Consider the following 14269-nt stretch of genomic DNA (forward strand, 5'->3'; position numbering starts at 1 on the left):
CTCCCGTTGGGCCTGTTGCTCCTGTTGGTAAAGTAAATGGGGGAATTGGGGGAAGTGTAGGACCAATTAAATTTGGATTCAATGCGTTAGCTTGAAGTATTTGATTTTTATCAAACATATAACTACCTCCTATGGGTATATTTTGTTATAGGAATATAAGCAGTTACCTTACATGAAATCTATTCATCATTATATTATATGCTATGCTAACCTTTTACTATTGTGTGTTTTTTATAGCACCGAAGTTCATTTTTATCGTTTTGGGGAAGAATGTGTTTCTTAACTTGATAGCGATGTGGTGGTGCCCCTAATAAAAGAAAGGAGGACACATAAACGATATGAGCGATAAGAAAACAATGAAGAATGTAAAAGTATTCGGAATAAACAAAGCTGCAGATGATCCAAAGAATAAGGAAGATAACAGTAAACAAATGGCGGTTGATCCATTCGCACAAATATATGGCGATAAAGGATTGGTTAAACCACCATATGATATGAAAGTGCTGCTTGATATAAAGGAAAGTAATCCTATTCATTCTGCTTGTATTAGTGCGAAAGTGGATGATATTGCAGGTGTCGGCTTTGACTTCGCGCCTTTTGAAGAAGTGAAAGAAGCAGCGAGCCAGGAGCAATATGAAATGCTAAAAAATTTCATGCGGAAGTGCAACCCAGAAATGACAAGTTCAGAAATTCTTAGAGCTGTATGGGAGGATTATGAAACAGTTGGCTGGGGCATTATTGAAGTTGTTCGCGATAATAAAGGTGAAAGTCCGGTAGAGCTTTATCATATACCGGGACATACAGTACGTGCTCATAAGGACAAAATACGCTTTGCTCAAATCGTAAACAATAAAGAAATATGGTTTAAAAAGTTTAATTATCCAGATGATTATCATCTTGCTGATGGTAGGCCTTTAGGTGCAGATGATCCTGCAGGAAATGGAACAGAAAAAGCCGGAGAAGTAATTGTTATTCGTAAATTTGGTTCTCGTTCTTCTTATTATGGAATACCTAATTACGTTAGTTCTATAGGTTCAATAGTTGGTTCACAAGCAGCAAGAGATTACAATATCGACTTTTTTACAGGTAAAACCATCCCGGATTCCATTTTATTTCTTGAGGGAGTCGATGAAGTAGATTCTGGAACAGAAAATGAACTGAAAGCATTCTTCTCTGCAGAAACAAAAGGAGAACATCATAAATTAGCCGTTGTACCTGTGCCAGATGGTGCGAAAGCAAGGTTAGAAAAGATTAGTCCAGATGTAAAAGAAGGTAGTTTCCGTTTATATAAACAGGATAGCGCAATGGAGATATGTGTGGCCCATCGTGTACCGCCTTATCGTATCGGCTGGGCTATGACAGGTTCATTGGGGCAAACAACTGCTAAAGAAATGAACGAGATGTACAAGCGCTCTATTATAGAGCCTGGTCAAGAAATCCTAGAGCATCGATTGAACAATCAATTGTTCTGTGTATTCGCTGAAATACTAGGTAGTTTAGATTGGTATTTCAAATTAAATGAAATTGATACGGGTGACCGTGAAGCAGATTTAAAGTATGCAAAAGACAGTTATGAGGGTGGAATATTAAAACTGAATGAGTCTCGTAAAGTAGTAGGTTATGAACCTGTACCAGAAGGGGACAAATTCTTTGATGGTACAACTGAACCTTCTCTACCGGAACCAATTGCAAAAGCTGCAGATAATGAGCAAGACAACTTAATTGCTATTAATACATTTAGGGAAAAGCATGAAGAAATAGAGAAAGCTATGCAAAAGAAGGTAGCTGATTTTTTTCTGAACAGGGAAAACGGCTCTTAAACCTGCTTCCCGTAATTCGTATTAATAAAGCAGATGAAGAGATTGATTTTGTAATTGCAGAAGCAGAAGTTGATGACTTTCTTGATAGTGTCGATTGGAATGAAGAAAGACAAATGTTTGTCGATGAAGTCACAGACACTCTGCAGGATGATGTAACAGAGTTTGTACAGAGTGCTATAGCTTCTAACGGTTTAACCTGGATGGTATTAGATCCAATTGGTGACGTTGCTACAAAATGGGTAGCTACTTATGCTTTTGAATTAGCAAAGGGAATCCATGAAACCACTAAAGATAGATTAAGAGAAACAATGCTAAAGAATCTTAGTGAAGGAATGGGTGTCGATGCATTAAGTGTTTCCATTGCCGATGTAATGTCAGAAGCAAGTAACTACAGAGCAATGATGATTGCACGTACAGAAACAACATATGCAATGAATTACGGCAATTTAATTGCTTATAAGGGTACAAATAGAAACAAGAAAACATGGCTTACAGGAAACGATGAGCGTGTTTGTAAGGAATGTGGTGGTTTGCATGGGGAAACGGTAGATATTGATGATCTATTTAGTAATGGAAAGATGTGTCCGCCAGCTCATCCGCATTGCCGCTGCACTATGATTTCAGAAGAGTAGTAAAATACACCTATTTGATTGGGGTTTCATCGTCAAAACGTATATGGCTTTAAATTGGCTGCTATGCGTTTTGACAGTGGAACCCCAATATTTATAGGGAAGGAGGTAAAACGATGGGATACGAACTAAAAAACGCCAATATTAGTTATGTTTCATTAGTTACAAAGGGCGCAAACGGTCGTCAATTTGCCATTATGAAAAGTGAATCTGCTAAACAACCAAATATATCAAAGCAAGTCCCAATCCTTAAAACAGAGGAAGAGAAGCAGCTTGTTACAGGAGTTGTGTATGAACCGGATGTAGAAGATTCACATGGGGATACAATGACTGCAGAAGAAATAGAAAAGGCCGCTTATACCTTTATGGAAAATTACCAGCACATCGACAAGCAACATGACGAAATCGCTGGTAAAGGTACAGTAGTCGAAAACTGGATTGCTAAAAGTGATATGACAGTAGGCGAACAAGAAGTACAAGCAGGAACATGGCTTATGACTGTTCGCGTTGATGATGCAGACACCTGGGAAGAAATAAAAAAAGGTGAAGTCACTGGTTTTTCTATGGGTGGATTTGGTGAACGTGTAGAAATCGCCAAGACTGATGATTTTACTCATGAAGATAAAGGCCTTATTCGAAAGATGTTAGATTTCGTTAAAGGTGAAAGTCACAAAATCACAAAAGGCGAAGTAAAAGACCGCTTTATTGATGAAAAACAAAAGCGTGATTTGCGAGCTGTATTTAATTTGTTTGAAGATGTGTTCTATTGGGAGATTTGGGAAAGTAATCCCGATATCGACCGTATGGCAGCTGCTCTGGATGATATGAAGGACATACTTTCTTCTATTAAAGGTGGTTACACCATTGCGAAATCAGAAGATAGTGTACAAGCAGAAAGCATTGTATTAGAAAGTATTAAAAAAGCCGGGAAAGTTTTATCCCAAAAGAATCATGCAAAATTAGATGAAGCATTAGCTTTAATTAGTGAAATAAAAGAAGCTGCTTCACCACAGGAGGAAGATGAAATGAAAGCAGAAGATATTGCAGAGATTGTTAAACAAGCAGTAGAACCACTAGCTACTAAGTTAGATAAGATTGAAAAACAAGTGAATGGTGAGGAAGTAGAACCGACACCAGAAGAGCAAACAGAGGAAGAAAAAGCTGCAGCAGTTATTCAAAAAGCACTAGAACCAATTACAAAGCGACTTGAAAATATCGAAAATGCTGCTTCTATCCGTAAAGGTTTAGATCCAGATGAAGAAGTTACACCAGGACAACAACAAATTAAAAAATCTAAATGGGCAGGATTGAACCTGTAAGGGGAGGATTTATCATTATGACAATGACTAACGCACAATTATTAAAACGTTTAGATCGTATTGAAAAGGCAGCAATGACAACAAGTGGAATGAATGCAGGATTATTAAATCCAGAACAAAGCAAAGAGTTCTTCCGTATGGCATTTGATACAACGCCATTCTCACAATTACACCGTAAAGAAATGCGTAAAGCAAAACAAGGTGAATTAGATAAAATTGCAATTGGTGGCCGTATCTTACGCAAGAAAACAGAAAACAGCGATGATAATTACCGCGCAGGTGTTCAAACTTCTAAAATTGAGTACAATACAAAGGCTATTCGTTTACCTTGGGAAATTACAGAAGAATTACTCCGCGAAAATATTGAAGGTGAAGGTTATGAAGATACTGTAATGGCTCTTATGTCTACACAATTAGGTATCGATTTAGAGGATTTACATTGGAATGGTGATACAGACTCTTCCGACGGAATGTTATCTATCAATGATGGATGGTTGAAAAAAATCAAGAAATCAAAAGAGTCTCATATTGTCGATCATGCTAAATTGGTAACTGGTACAGGTGAAGCTGCTGCGGCAAATGGATTTGGGAAAGGTTCTATCTTTGCTTTATCCGGTGCAATGCCAAATAAATATAAAAACAGCAACCTACGTTGGATTATGTCTCCAAGCCGTAGAGAGAAATGGATTGAGTATTTAACAAATCGTCCTACTGGTGCTGGTGATGCTGCGTTACTTGGAGCAGGAGATCAAGTTAATAAACCGATGGGATACGGAATTGTTACGGTTCCATCTTTAGAAGACGATGTTATTATTCTTGCAGATCCTAAAAACTTCATTGCGGTTAATACATACGACACTCGTGTTCGTAAAACTACAGAAGGTAAAACTGCAGTAATGGAAGATAAACGATTTTATGTAATCCACTTTGATGATGATGCTGTAATTCAAGAAATGGATGCAGTAGCAATTCTAACAAATATTCCGGATACGTTTGGAGCTTAATATCCAGGCGTATTTTTTATGGAAACAAACTCTTTGTTATTAGGGTTTTGAATGTATACTTTTTTAATATTTTCTTGTTTCTAATGGAAAACGAGATATAACCAATAAAACCAACAATACGAATGTAAACTTTCAAGTAATAGTTTACATTCGTGAAAGGGGTGTTAATTATGAAAGTAGTTACGCTGCGATACGGTGGCACTTACACCGCTTATGGACAAAAGTTTAAGAATGGCCAAGAAGAAACAGTTGCAAATGAAAAAGCTGATTACCTTGTAAGTACTGGACATTTTGAACTTGTAAAAGAAGTCGATAAGAAGGAGAAAGAAACATAATGGATATTACCTTGCAGGACATTAAAGACCGCGTAAATGTGCAGAGGATGCCTGATACAGTAATTCAAGAACTAATAGATAACTATGCAGTTATTGCTAAAAAGTATTTAAGAGTTAAGCCAGAGAATCCAATGAAAGAAGTCATTCAAACAAGTAAACTAGCTTGGCTTTCTTTTCCTGCTGAATCTATAACAAAAGTTACTCATGTTAGTTCTAAACAAGATATGATCGATTCTATTACTGTAAATGGGCGTATTGTTTATGGTTTATCCGAAAATCAGTTATATGAATTCGAATATAAGATACAAGATTATGATGATCTGCAGGTACTTATGAAGAAATGTATTATTGATTTGGTTGTTTCTGCAGTAGTTCGCGCTAACTTACAACGAAAAGGTATGAAGACATCGGAGAGTATAGGGGATTATTCGTACCAGATTAGCCCAGAAACGCTAGATGAACCAGCTACAAATAATAAGATACTCAATGGCTTAAAAGGGTTTAGAGCAAGAGTTAAGCCGGTGATGGCTACATGAATACGTACTTCGATGATGGCGATATGGATGATTTATATATTCATGAGGTAGTAGTAAAACGAAAAATGAAAAAGAAACAATCCTCAGGTAATTATGCAGAAATAGAAGAAGACGTTTATGAGAATATGACTTGTCGTGTAACTACTAATTCTGCTGCTGCTAATGAGAGGTTTAAGCGTGATAAACAAAATTTCGATACAACCTTTAAGATATATGCACCTGCTTCCTACAAAATTAAGCCGAATGATCGTATCCATTTCAAAAGTGAAGAATTAGGCGTTGATTATATGTTTGAAGTAAAAGGCGAACCACGTAATCCTGCATTTATGAATCATCACATTGAAATTTATTGCGAAAAGGTATGATTCTATATGGCGAATTCAGTAGAAATTGAGTACTCAAGCAATATGGAGCAAGTAAAGACGCATATTAATGCTATGTGTGTTGAAAAAGTTACAGCAGCATCTATTTATTTACAAAATCAAGTTAAGAAGAATCTCACAGGTAGCCGTAGCGGTAAGCAATATAAAATACCTCATACGAGTCGTAAATATACTGCTTCTAAACCAGGTGAAGCTCCTGCTGTTCGTACCGGTGACTTGCTAAATTCGATTAAATACAATGTTAAACGGTCACAATCAGAGGTATTGGGTGCAGTAGGGAGCGATTTGAAAAAAGCAATATGGCTTGAAACTGGTACAAGTCATATGGAAGCCCGTCCATTCCTATTAAAAGCGTTTGAAAAAGAACGCAGAGAACTTAAAAGAATGATGGGAGGATAATAGATGTCTAACGCTATTGCAGCTATTAGAATGCTTGTAGAGAACGATGAAATAATAAAAGCTAATCTATCAGAGTATGGTGAAGGCGAGGACAAAGGGCCTGCTCTTTCATTCCAAACTGCACAAGATGATATGGAAATGCCTTATGTAGTTATGAGAATTGAAGCAGATAATCCGGATGATGTTGAAATTATAGATCGTATGATTCTAAATTTCGATGTGTATTGTGATAATGGGGATTATGATAAGGCAAGATTAATTGCTACACGTATTGAGAAGTTACTAGATAGAGAAGTCGGTTTAAAAGATGATGGGATACTTTCTATACATCGTGCAGGTAGCATCCCTGTACCAGATGAAGACCCATCTATCATTCATATAAATGTAAAATTTCTTGTCCGAACCATGCGAACGGACTTGTATTAGGGGGTAGGACAAATGAGCTGGAAATTAATTAATGGTGTCCGTGAAGGGACTACTGATAATTTTGTTATCGGCCCTGGTGTCATGTACAAAGGGTTTAAAAGTGTAAAAGAATTAGGTGAACTTGTAGGAGCGACTACAGGCGGAACTAAAGTGGGTTTTGATCGTGAGTATTATGATGCAGATATTGATGGTGTACTAGGTAAAATGGTGCGCGGTAAGTGGTTATTAAAAGATGAGCCGCATGTAGAACTTACATTAGTAGAGTTCACAAAAGAAAACCTGCAGTTAGCTTTACCTGGGATGACGGTAGATAGTACAACTGAACCAGATTACGATATTATGAAGCCTTCAAATGATATTCCAGATTCGAATTACCATGATATCGCATTAATTGGTATGATTTCGGGTAGTGAATCACCTGTTATATTCGTAATTCGTAATGCAATGGTTGTTTCTTCTATTGAGGTGGATTTAAAAGACGGTAAAGGAACGGTTGGTTTGAAGTGTAAATTTATCGGTCATTATAGTGAAACTGCACCAACTACACCGCCATACGAGATCTATTTACCAAAGAAAAAGAAAGCAACAGTACAAAAAGCACCGGCTACCGCATAAATGGTAGTCGGTTTTCTATTGCATAAAACGAGCTGAATACAAAAAAAGGAGCGGACAAAATGACTTCTATATTAGAAAAAATGATGAATACAGGTACAGAAATTACAATCTTAGGTGAAAAAGTAACGATGCGACGATTAAATGTAACGGACGTTTGGCGATTCGCTAAGATTATTTCGAAGGTTGGACGCAGCGCAATAGTTAACTTCGCTGATTTCGGTAAGGATAAGCAAGCAATGGATGAACTTACTAAAGCAGCAGAATCTCTTCCAGAAGAAGAAAAACAAGCACAATTAGTTGCACTTAAAGAGAAGCAGCAACAAAAAGGATTAGAATTTGCTTTCCGTGTTCTAACGATGATCCCTGCTTGTGAGGATGATTTTACAGAGTTCTTTGCTAGTTTATTAAAAGTAAAAGCAGAAGAATTTAGACAGTTCCCTCCGGAAGCAATGGTTTCTGTTATTCAAGGATTACTGGAAAGTGAAGACTTAATGACTTTTTTCAACCAGGTCAAGGGACTCGTGAAAGTTCAGAGCGAGAAATGGAGCCAATCAGCAGCAGCGCCAATCCTAGCGTAAATGAAGACTCAGATGAATATTTAGAGGAAGCAGAACAAAATATGTTACGTGCTTTCGACAAGATACAAAAACGGTATGGATGGACAGATGATTATGTCTTATCTATACCGTATTCGCGTTTAATGGACCTGTTTTCTCTAATTGCACGAGAAGAGCAGCAAGAAGAACTAAATGAGTGGAAGAAGATGGCGTTCATTGGCTTTCAAACTCGTCAGCTTGAAGAAGGTACTACTTTCAATGATTATCTTCAAGCCTTTGGGCTCACTGACAACCAGGGCGATAAAGAATCGTCTTATGAAATGGGTGAAGTATGGACGAAAGAAGAATGTGAAGCGCATGTTGAGCAGATCATGGCCCACTTCCAAGAAGACGATGAAGATGCAGAATAAAATGGTTATCGGCCCCGTGAAAGGGGGTGCGTAAATGTTAGCTGAAATGTTCCAACTGTTCGGAACGATTGGTATTAAAGCAGAAGGTGCTTATAAAGATTTACAACAATTCGAAGATCGTGTACAAAAAACTGCAAATGGAATGCATGATAAATTCCAAAAGGCAGGGGAGTCAATTAGTCATGTAGGTAACAAAATGAAAGATGTTGGTACTAACATGACAACGGGCGTTTCCTTGCCTTTAGCTGGTATCGGTGCTGCTGCTGTTAAAGTAGCGTCTGACTTCGATACATCTCAAAGAAACATCCAATCTTCTTTAGGACTTACTGAAAAAGGTGCAGAAAACCTTGGTAAAGTCGCAAAAGAAACTTGGAAAGATGGATTTGGCCAGAGTATTGAAGAAGTAGATCAGTCTCTTATAAAAGTGTATCAGAATATGAAAGACGTTCCTCACGAAGAATTAGAAGAAGCTACAAAAAGCGCTATGACATTGGGTAAAACATTTGATTCTGATATCAATGAAGTAACTCGTGGTGCAGGGCAGTTAATGAATCAGTTTGGTATTTCTTCAAAGGAAGCATTCGATTTATTTGCTGCTGGTGGACAAGAAGGTTTGAACTATTCAAATGAAATGTTTGATAATGTGGCCGAATATGCGCCATTGTACAAACAAGCCGGCTTCTCTGCTAACGAGATGTTTACCATTATGGCAAACGGAACTCGTGATGGCAGTTATAATCTCGATTACATTAACGATCTCGTAAAAGAATTCGGTATTCGTGTGCAAGATGGTTCTAAAGGCGTATCTGATGCCTTTGCAGAAATGAGTCCAGCAACTCAAAAGGTTTGGGACAATTTCAATAAAGGTAAAGGAACTTCTGCGGATGTATTTAATGCCGTTTTAGGTGATTTAGGTAAGATGGACGATAAAGTAAAAGCAAACCAACTTGGAGTTGCTGTATTCGGTAGATGATAAATTGTGCCGAAATAAAATCGCGGTATAAAGCAAAGAGGGTGCGAATCCTAATTTGAACCGAAGGATATACAAAGTATAGCCAGGGGCAGAGCATAGAAGGTGAAAAGATATAATCCTTCCACGAGACCGCGACACTTATTAGTGAAAACGTATGCCGAACTTACAGGAAATGAACTGTAAGAAGTAGAGGATAAAAAGCCTTTACGATAACACAATTGACAAAATGGGAAGACATGGGCGCTCAAGCTGTCTTGGGCCTTAATAATGCAAATGGTGCGTTAGGCGATGTCGAGGGCACAATGGGCAAAATGCAGAAGACGCAGCAAGAAGCTTTTGGTGTTCGTTGGCAAAAGTTAATGCGTACTACAATGGCATCTTTAGAACCATTAGGACAAGCTATTTTAGATATTGCAGAAGTAGCACTTCCTCCAATTATTAAAACAGTAGAAGTTGTTGCAAAGGCATTTAGTTCTATGCCTAAGCCTATTCAAATTGGTATTGTAGCAATTTTAGGTATGGTCGCTGTATTAGGTCCATTAGTCGCCATGATGGGCTTTATGACAAGTGGGGTTGGTGCATTTGTTGGCTCATTAAGATTCCTAGTACCAATACTTACTAAAGTACCATTACTATTTACAGGTATTCTTAAAGTCGGCCCTAAACTTATTGGTATGTTTGGTGGAATCGGGAAAGCTCTAGCGCTGTTGGGCAGATCTATGATGACCTTACTGATGAATCCCTGGACGATTGCCATACTAGCAATTGTAGGATTAGTATATCTAATTTATAAAAACTGGGATGACATCGTAAAATACACCAAGAAAGCAGTTAAATGGATTGGTGATGTCTGTTCCAAAGCTTGGGATGCAACCGTAAAAGGTGCAAAAAAGGCATGGAATGGTTTAGGTAAGTTCTTCTCTGGATTTTGGAATGGTACAAAAAAACTTTTCAAATCTGCTTCATCATTTTTGGGTAAAGTCTTAGAAGAAGCTTGGAAATATATAAAACAAAGAATTGAATACAACATTAAGATTTGGAAAAACATTTTCGAATTTGGATGGAATGCCATTAAATTTGTTTTTAATCTAGCATTAAGCGGTTTGAAAAAAATTGTAGATGGCACATGGAAATTCATTAAGAATAGTGTCCAAAAGGCAGTTAACACTTGGAAGAAAATTTTCTCTACTGGATGGAATGCTATTAAAAGAATTTTCTCTATGGCTTTAGCAATAATAAAGCAGTACGTAAAAACCGAATTCGAAAAAATGAAAAATACAATATCCAGTGTTTTTAACACGATTAAGGAAATTGTAAAAAAAGCCTGGGAATCAATTAAATCAACCTTTACTACAGTATTAAAATTCTTAAAAGATTTTGTGAAATCTTCTTGGGAATCTATTAAAGATACAATTTCTAGCGTTATGAACACAATTAAAAATGTGATTCAATCAGCTTGGAATTTTATAAAGTTTACAATCATTAATGCGGTTCGTGAATTTGTTGGGTTTGTAATTACTAATTTCAACAAATTATATAATACAATAACCGATGTTGTTGGCGGTATAAAAGAATTTATTGTTAGTAACTTTAAAACTATAAAGAAAGCGATCACTGGTGCATTTACAGGGGTTGTAGATACTGTAAAAGATGTATTTAGTAAAGTAGGTTCCATAGTAAAAAATGTAGCAAAAGATGCAGTTAGCTGGGGAAAAGATATTATTGCCGGTATTGGTGAAGGGATGTCCGGTATGGCAGATTGGCTTATAAAAAAAGCTAAAGGAGTTGTTTCGGGAATACCTAAAGCCGTATTAAAGTTCTTTGGTATCCGAAGCCCATCCCGGTTAATGATGGAATACGGGGGCTATATTACAGAAGGTCTTGGTGTAGGGATGGAAAAAATGATTCCTGCAGTAGACAAAGCTTCTGAACTATTAAATAAAGCTGTCGTTCCACCTAAACCAATGAAACTAGTAAGCGATGTATCTAATCAAATTGGCCAAATGGGAGCACGTTCTGCTGATCTAATCGGTAAAACTGCACATCCATTTGCTGGACAAACCCACGTTGAGAAGAAAACAGATAATGGCGTATCAATTCAAAATGCTACATTTAAAGTCGCTGTTGAAAAACTACAATCTGCAGACGACTTTGTAAGAATGAGAAAGCTGCTACAAAACGTAGTTGCTGATGATCTAATGGGAATGGCGGTGCGAAATGTATGAGTATATTAAAAACATTGCATAGAAGAGGTGGTTCATACCATCTCTTAGGGGATGCAGCAGAAGTAAAAAATACAATAAGATATACGATTAATTTCTCATGGCCAGGGACATATAACTTTTCGTTTTTGTCCCAGGTTCCTATTGGTTCTGATGGAATGCTACCAAATAAATACTTTGTTGTTCGAGTTAATGGGATTGAAAGATTCAGAGCACGAGGTCCTTATGATTGGGAAGCGAGAGAAATCTTTGTAGATGCAGGGCCACAAACAATTGAATTTACAACAATCGGTTATGGTTCCTCTGACGTAGCATATATACGCGACGTACATTATTATGCATTTGGGCATGTACCTAATATAGAAAAGATTGAACAAACAAAATTACCGAAATCACTAGATGGCTTAAAAACTTATAATGTCATGCATGGATATCCACGTTCCCAAAGCGCTGGTAACAAAGGATGTGAAGTAGAATTCACTTTACTATTCAACGATATCAGTTATTGGCGTGATTTCATGAGGGAAATATACCGCCCTCATATTATTACTGGTGATTACGGTACCTGCGGGGGTATAATACCACCGAATGAAGTAGATGCAATACGAAAAGGAACGCTAGTCATAGCAAAATGTAAATTAATATCTATGTCACAAGCAGGAATAGGAGTTGATGGAATGTGAGAGAAGGTTCTATTTCTTTAATTAGAATGTTGGGGAGCTATTTCCAAGTGGGGAATAACTCCCCTAATTTAATTGTTTATATGAAAAGAAGAGACTCTTCTTCTTACGTCCAAATACAACATCGTGTAACGGGCCTAGAAGTACAGGAGAACGCAGACCAGTTTGCTAGTACATTTACTATTACCTTTGCAAATGAATACGGTCAAATGGCTCCTGATAACTGGTATGGCAAATTCTCTTCTATTCAAGAATGGTTTTATAACAGTGAGGTAACAAATACAAACCAGCTATATCCGCAGACTGAATTTAAGGTGTCTATTGGCTACGGTGAAGAAGCCTTACCGTATATACATGGTTTTGTATCTGATGTGAAGGTAAACGCAGAAAGCGGCACGATTTCAGTAACCTGCACTACATCCTATAAGAAGGTTTTACATAAATCAGTAATCCCAACACCTGGATCAGATGAAATTGTTGCACCTACCGGTAATGTTTATGATGTTGTGAAGTTCTTCTTTGAAAAAGCAGGAGTTACATTGCACGGTAACAGAGTAAATATTCCTGGAACCAATCAAAGTTGGATTGTTGAAGGAGCAACCGGTAAGAGATTTCAAAAATGGGATGAAATTGTTCGCGATATTATAGATACAACATTCCACTATATTAAACACGAACCAGACGGAAGTTGTACATTTATGAAAATGCCAGACTACGCAATTAATGAACCTGCAAAGTTTAGTTTTAGAGAAGGGGAAAACCTTATCTCTTTAGATATGCAGCTAACTGACCAGGATATAAGTAACAGTATTGTTGTTAAATGTGGAGATTACGCAAACGGATTTCTTAATTCGTTTCTATTAAAAAATGTATCGCAGGGTGATTTACGAGAGGAAATGATAGAAGTACCCTGGGCAACAACATTCTTTGCAAGAAGAGCGGTTGCTGCAGCCTATCATTTAAAGGCAATTCAGAAGTTCAGAACATTAACAGTAGCAGTAGTTGGTGATCCAAGGATTCAATTATTTGATGTTATTTCTGTTTACAATAGAGATTCTGGTCAACAGTGGAATTACTTTGTTAAAGGGATTAATACAATGATCTCTGCAGATGATGGATTCTATCAAACTTTAGATTTAACTGTTAACTATGGGTATGAACCTGCTCCCTATACAGATATAACCGGTATTACAGTAAATGTAGATACATTACGTTTAAAACTTTGGGATTGGGATTTAGAGGATGGCGATTTATTAAATATTTACTGTAATGATAAATTAATCGAAGAGAATTATTTCATCCGGAACAATCCGACATATGTAGATATTCCACTTGAATATGGCGTGAATATTATCGTATTTGAAGCAGCACGAAACCCAAAAGGGATTCTTACAGGACGTTTGCAAGTACTGGATACGCAGAATAATATCTTATTTGATTATGGTTCTTTACCAGATTTATCATTTCCTCGGGTAAATCAAGATGCAAATCACTATTATATCCAGCGTCCAGCCAAAACATGGTCTGTTACGCGCGTGAACTAGGGGTGATTCTATGATAATGCAAAAAAACTTATATGATCCAATCATGTATTTGATGAAAGGATTAATTGATAGACAAATATATACCGGTGGTAAGCCAATGCCTGGGAACGACCCAAATGACGTATTTAAAGAAGGCATGACCGAAGGATATACACTTATTCGTGATGGTGCTCGTTTATCTGCAGTTGATGGAGATAAATATCTGCACTATGACTTAGCCTTTAATGCACACGGTATGCTAGAAAAGGTTCTTGTCTCTCATAAAGTAACCGGAAAAGAGATGGAGATACAATTAATATACAATGCACAAAAACAATTAGAGCGTGTGCAGCTGAGACTTCTTAATAAAGGTAACGGTATACTATCTGATTTACCAATTCCCGATGTGTCGTAATGATGCACGGGAATTTTTTAATA

General features: G+C 37.1%; 17 protein-coding genes and 1 pseudogene. 17 read left to right on the top strand and 1 reads right to left on the bottom strand.

The window, feature by feature from the left end:
* Positions 1 to 118: exosporium leader peptide-containing protein (locus BM089_RS06525; protein ID WP_139213242.1), on the bottom strand; the 118-nt coding region annotated here is incomplete at its 3' end.
* A 220-nt stretch (positions 119 to 338) separates the two neighbouring features.
* On the opposite strand from BM089_RS06525, the gene BM089_RS06530 reads away from it, so the two are divergent.
* The 17 genes and pseudogenes from BM089_RS06530 to BM089_RS06610 all read left to right on the top strand — a co-directional run bounded on the left by BM089_RS06530 (position 339) and on the right by BM089_RS06610 (position 14246).
* The gene (locus BM089_RS06530) at positions 339 to 1820 is read left to right on the top strand and encodes a phage portal protein (protein ID WP_090976353.1); all 1482 of its coding nucleotides are present in this window, start codon (positions 339 to 341) and stop codon (positions 1818 to 1820) included.
* 113 nt (positions 1821 to 1933) lie between these two features.
* Positions 1934 to 2452, top strand: a complete 519-nt coding sequence (locus tag BM089_RS06535) for a phage head morphogenesis protein (protein ID WP_090976355.1) — start codon at positions 1934 to 1936, stop codon at positions 2450 to 2452.
* Positions 2453 to 2565: 113 nt separating this feature from the next.
* Entirely contained in the window at positions 2566 to 3768 is a 1203-nt protein-coding gene (locus BM089_RS06540) for an XkdF-like putative serine protease domain-containing protein (protein WP_090976357.1), read from the top strand.
* A gap of 17 nt (positions 3769 to 3785) precedes the next feature.
* Positions 3786 to 4772, top strand: coding sequence for a phage major capsid family protein (locus tag BM089_RS06545; protein WP_061663822.1), 987 nt, complete (start codon positions 3786 to 3788; stop codon positions 4770 to 4772).
* A gap of 170 nt (positions 4773 to 4942) precedes the next feature.
* Positions 4943 to 5107, top strand: a complete 165-nt coding sequence (locus BM089_RS06550) for a YqbF domain-containing protein (RefSeq protein WP_000869888.1) — start codon at positions 4943 to 4945, stop codon at positions 5105 to 5107.
* Positions 5107 to 5643: a hypothetical protein gene (locus BM089_RS06555; protein ID WP_090976359.1), complete on the top strand. Its 537-nt coding sequence runs from the start codon at positions 5107 to 5109 to the stop codon at positions 5641 to 5643. The genes BM089_RS06550 and BM089_RS06555 overlap by 1 nt, the downstream gene beginning before the upstream one ends.
* The gene (locus tag BM089_RS06560; RefSeq protein WP_090976361.1) at positions 5640 to 6008 is read left to right on the top strand and encodes a hypothetical protein; all 369 of its coding nucleotides are present in this window, start codon (positions 5640 to 5642) and stop codon (positions 6006 to 6008) included. Before BM089_RS06555 ends, BM089_RS06560 begins: the two co-directional genes overlap by 4 nt.
* A gap of 6 nt (positions 6009 to 6014) precedes the next feature.
* Positions 6015 to 6425: an HK97-gp10 family putative phage morphogenesis protein gene (locus BM089_RS06565; protein ID WP_090976363.1), complete on the top strand. Its 411-nt coding sequence runs from the start codon at positions 6015 to 6017 to the stop codon at positions 6423 to 6425.
* 3 nt (positions 6426 to 6428) lie between these two features.
* Complete coding sequence (locus BM089_RS06570) at positions 6429 to 6851, top strand: hypothetical protein (RefSeq protein ID WP_090976365.1); 423 nt, start codon at positions 6429 to 6431, stop codon at positions 6849 to 6851.
* A 12-nt stretch (positions 6852 to 6863) separates the two neighbouring features.
* Positions 6864 to 7466, top strand: coding sequence for a hypothetical protein (locus BM089_RS06575; protein WP_090976367.1), 603 nt, complete (start codon positions 6864 to 6866; stop codon positions 7464 to 7466).
* Between the two features lie 59 nt (positions 7467 to 7525).
* Positions 7526 to 8044: a hypothetical protein gene (locus BM089_RS06580; RefSeq protein WP_000200742.1), complete on the top strand. Its 519-nt coding sequence runs from the start codon at positions 7526 to 7528 to the stop codon at positions 8042 to 8044.
* A complete protein-coding gene (locus BM089_RS06585) occupies positions 8008 to 8433 on the top strand; it encodes a hypothetical protein (RefSeq protein ID WP_086392353.1) in 426 nt (141 codons plus the stop codon). The genes BM089_RS06580 and BM089_RS06585 overlap by 37 nt, the downstream gene beginning before the upstream one ends.
* Positions 8434 to 8467: 34 nt before the next feature.
* Positions 8468 to 9400, top strand: a pseudogene (locus tag BM089_RS06590) (phage tail tape measure protein); the annotation flags it as partial.
* A gap of 224 nt (positions 9401 to 9624) precedes the next feature.
* Positions 9625 to 11631, top strand: a complete 2007-nt coding sequence (locus tag BM089_RS06595) for a phage tail family protein (RefSeq protein WP_090976371.1) — start codon at positions 9625 to 9627, stop codon at positions 11629 to 11631.
* Complete coding sequence (locus BM089_RS06600) at positions 11628 to 12311, top strand: hypothetical protein (RefSeq protein ID WP_090976373.1); 684 nt, start codon at positions 11628 to 11630, stop codon at positions 12309 to 12311. The genes BM089_RS06595 and BM089_RS06600 overlap by 4 nt, the downstream gene beginning before the upstream one ends.
* Positions 12308 to 13852, top strand: a complete 1545-nt coding sequence (locus BM089_RS06605; protein ID WP_090976375.1) for a hypothetical protein — start codon at positions 12308 to 12310, stop codon at positions 13850 to 13852. The genes BM089_RS06600 and BM089_RS06605 overlap by 4 nt, the downstream gene beginning before the upstream one ends.
* Positions 13853 to 13862: 10 nt before the next feature.
* Positions 13863 to 14246: a hypothetical protein gene (locus BM089_RS06610; protein WP_090976377.1), complete on the top strand. Its 384-nt coding sequence runs from the start codon at positions 13863 to 13865 to the stop codon at positions 14244 to 14246.
* Positions 14247 to 14269 lie beyond the last annotated feature (23 nt).

Origin of the sequence: Bacillus sp. 5mfcol3.1 (assembly GCF_900114335.1) — a bacterium.
Taxonomy (GTDB): Bacteria; Bacillota; Bacilli; order Bacillales; family Bacillaceae_G; genus Bacillus_A; species Bacillus_A thuringiensis_S.

Bases quoted from the DNA above. Each gene is read 5' to 3' on its own strand.
- BM089_RS06530 (WP_090976353.1), top strand. From the start codon at position 339: ATGAGCGATAAGAAAACAATGAAGAATGTAAAAGTATTCGGAATAAAC.
- BM089_RS06535 (WP_090976355.1), top strand. From the start codon at position 1,934: ATGTTTGTCGATGAAGTCACAGACACTCTGCAGGATGATGTAACAGAG.
- BM089_RS06540 (WP_090976357.1), top strand. From the start codon at position 2,566: ATGGGATACGAACTAAAAAACGCCAATATTAGTTATGTTTCATTAGTT.
- BM089_RS06545 (WP_061663822.1), top strand. From the start codon at position 3,786: ATGACAATGACTAACGCACAATTATTAAAACGTTTAGATCGTATTGAA.
- BM089_RS06550 (WP_000869888.1), top strand. From the start codon at position 4,943: ATGAAAGTAGTTACGCTGCGATACGGTGGCACTTACACCGCTTATGGA.
- BM089_RS06555 (WP_090976359.1), top strand. From the start codon at position 5,107: ATGGATATTACCTTGCAGGACATTAAAGACCGCGTAAATGTGCAGAGG.
- BM089_RS06560 (WP_090976361.1), top strand. From the start codon at position 5,640: ATGAATACGTACTTCGATGATGGCGATATGGATGATTTATATATTCAT.
- BM089_RS06565 (WP_090976363.1), top strand. From the start codon at position 6,015: ATGGCGAATTCAGTAGAAATTGAGTACTCAAGCAATATGGAGCAAGTA.
- BM089_RS06570 (WP_090976365.1), top strand. From the start codon at position 6,429: ATGTCTAACGCTATTGCAGCTATTAGAATGCTTGTAGAGAACGATGAA.
- BM089_RS06575 (WP_090976367.1), top strand. From the start codon at position 6,864: ATGAGCTGGAAATTAATTAATGGTGTCCGTGAAGGGACTACTGATAAT.
- BM089_RS06580 (WP_000200742.1), top strand. From the start codon at position 7,526: ATGACTTCTATATTAGAAAAAATGATGAATACAGGTACAGAAATTACA.
- BM089_RS06585 (WP_086392353.1), top strand. From the start codon at position 8,008: ATGGAGCCAATCAGCAGCAGCGCCAATCCTAGCGTAAATGAAGACTCA.
- BM089_RS06600 (WP_090976373.1), top strand. From the start codon at position 11,628: ATGAGTATATTAAAAACATTGCATAGAAGAGGTGGTTCATACCATCTC.
- BM089_RS06610 (WP_090976377.1), top strand. From the start codon at position 13,863: ATGATAATGCAAAAAAACTTATATGATCCAATCATGTATTTGATGAAA.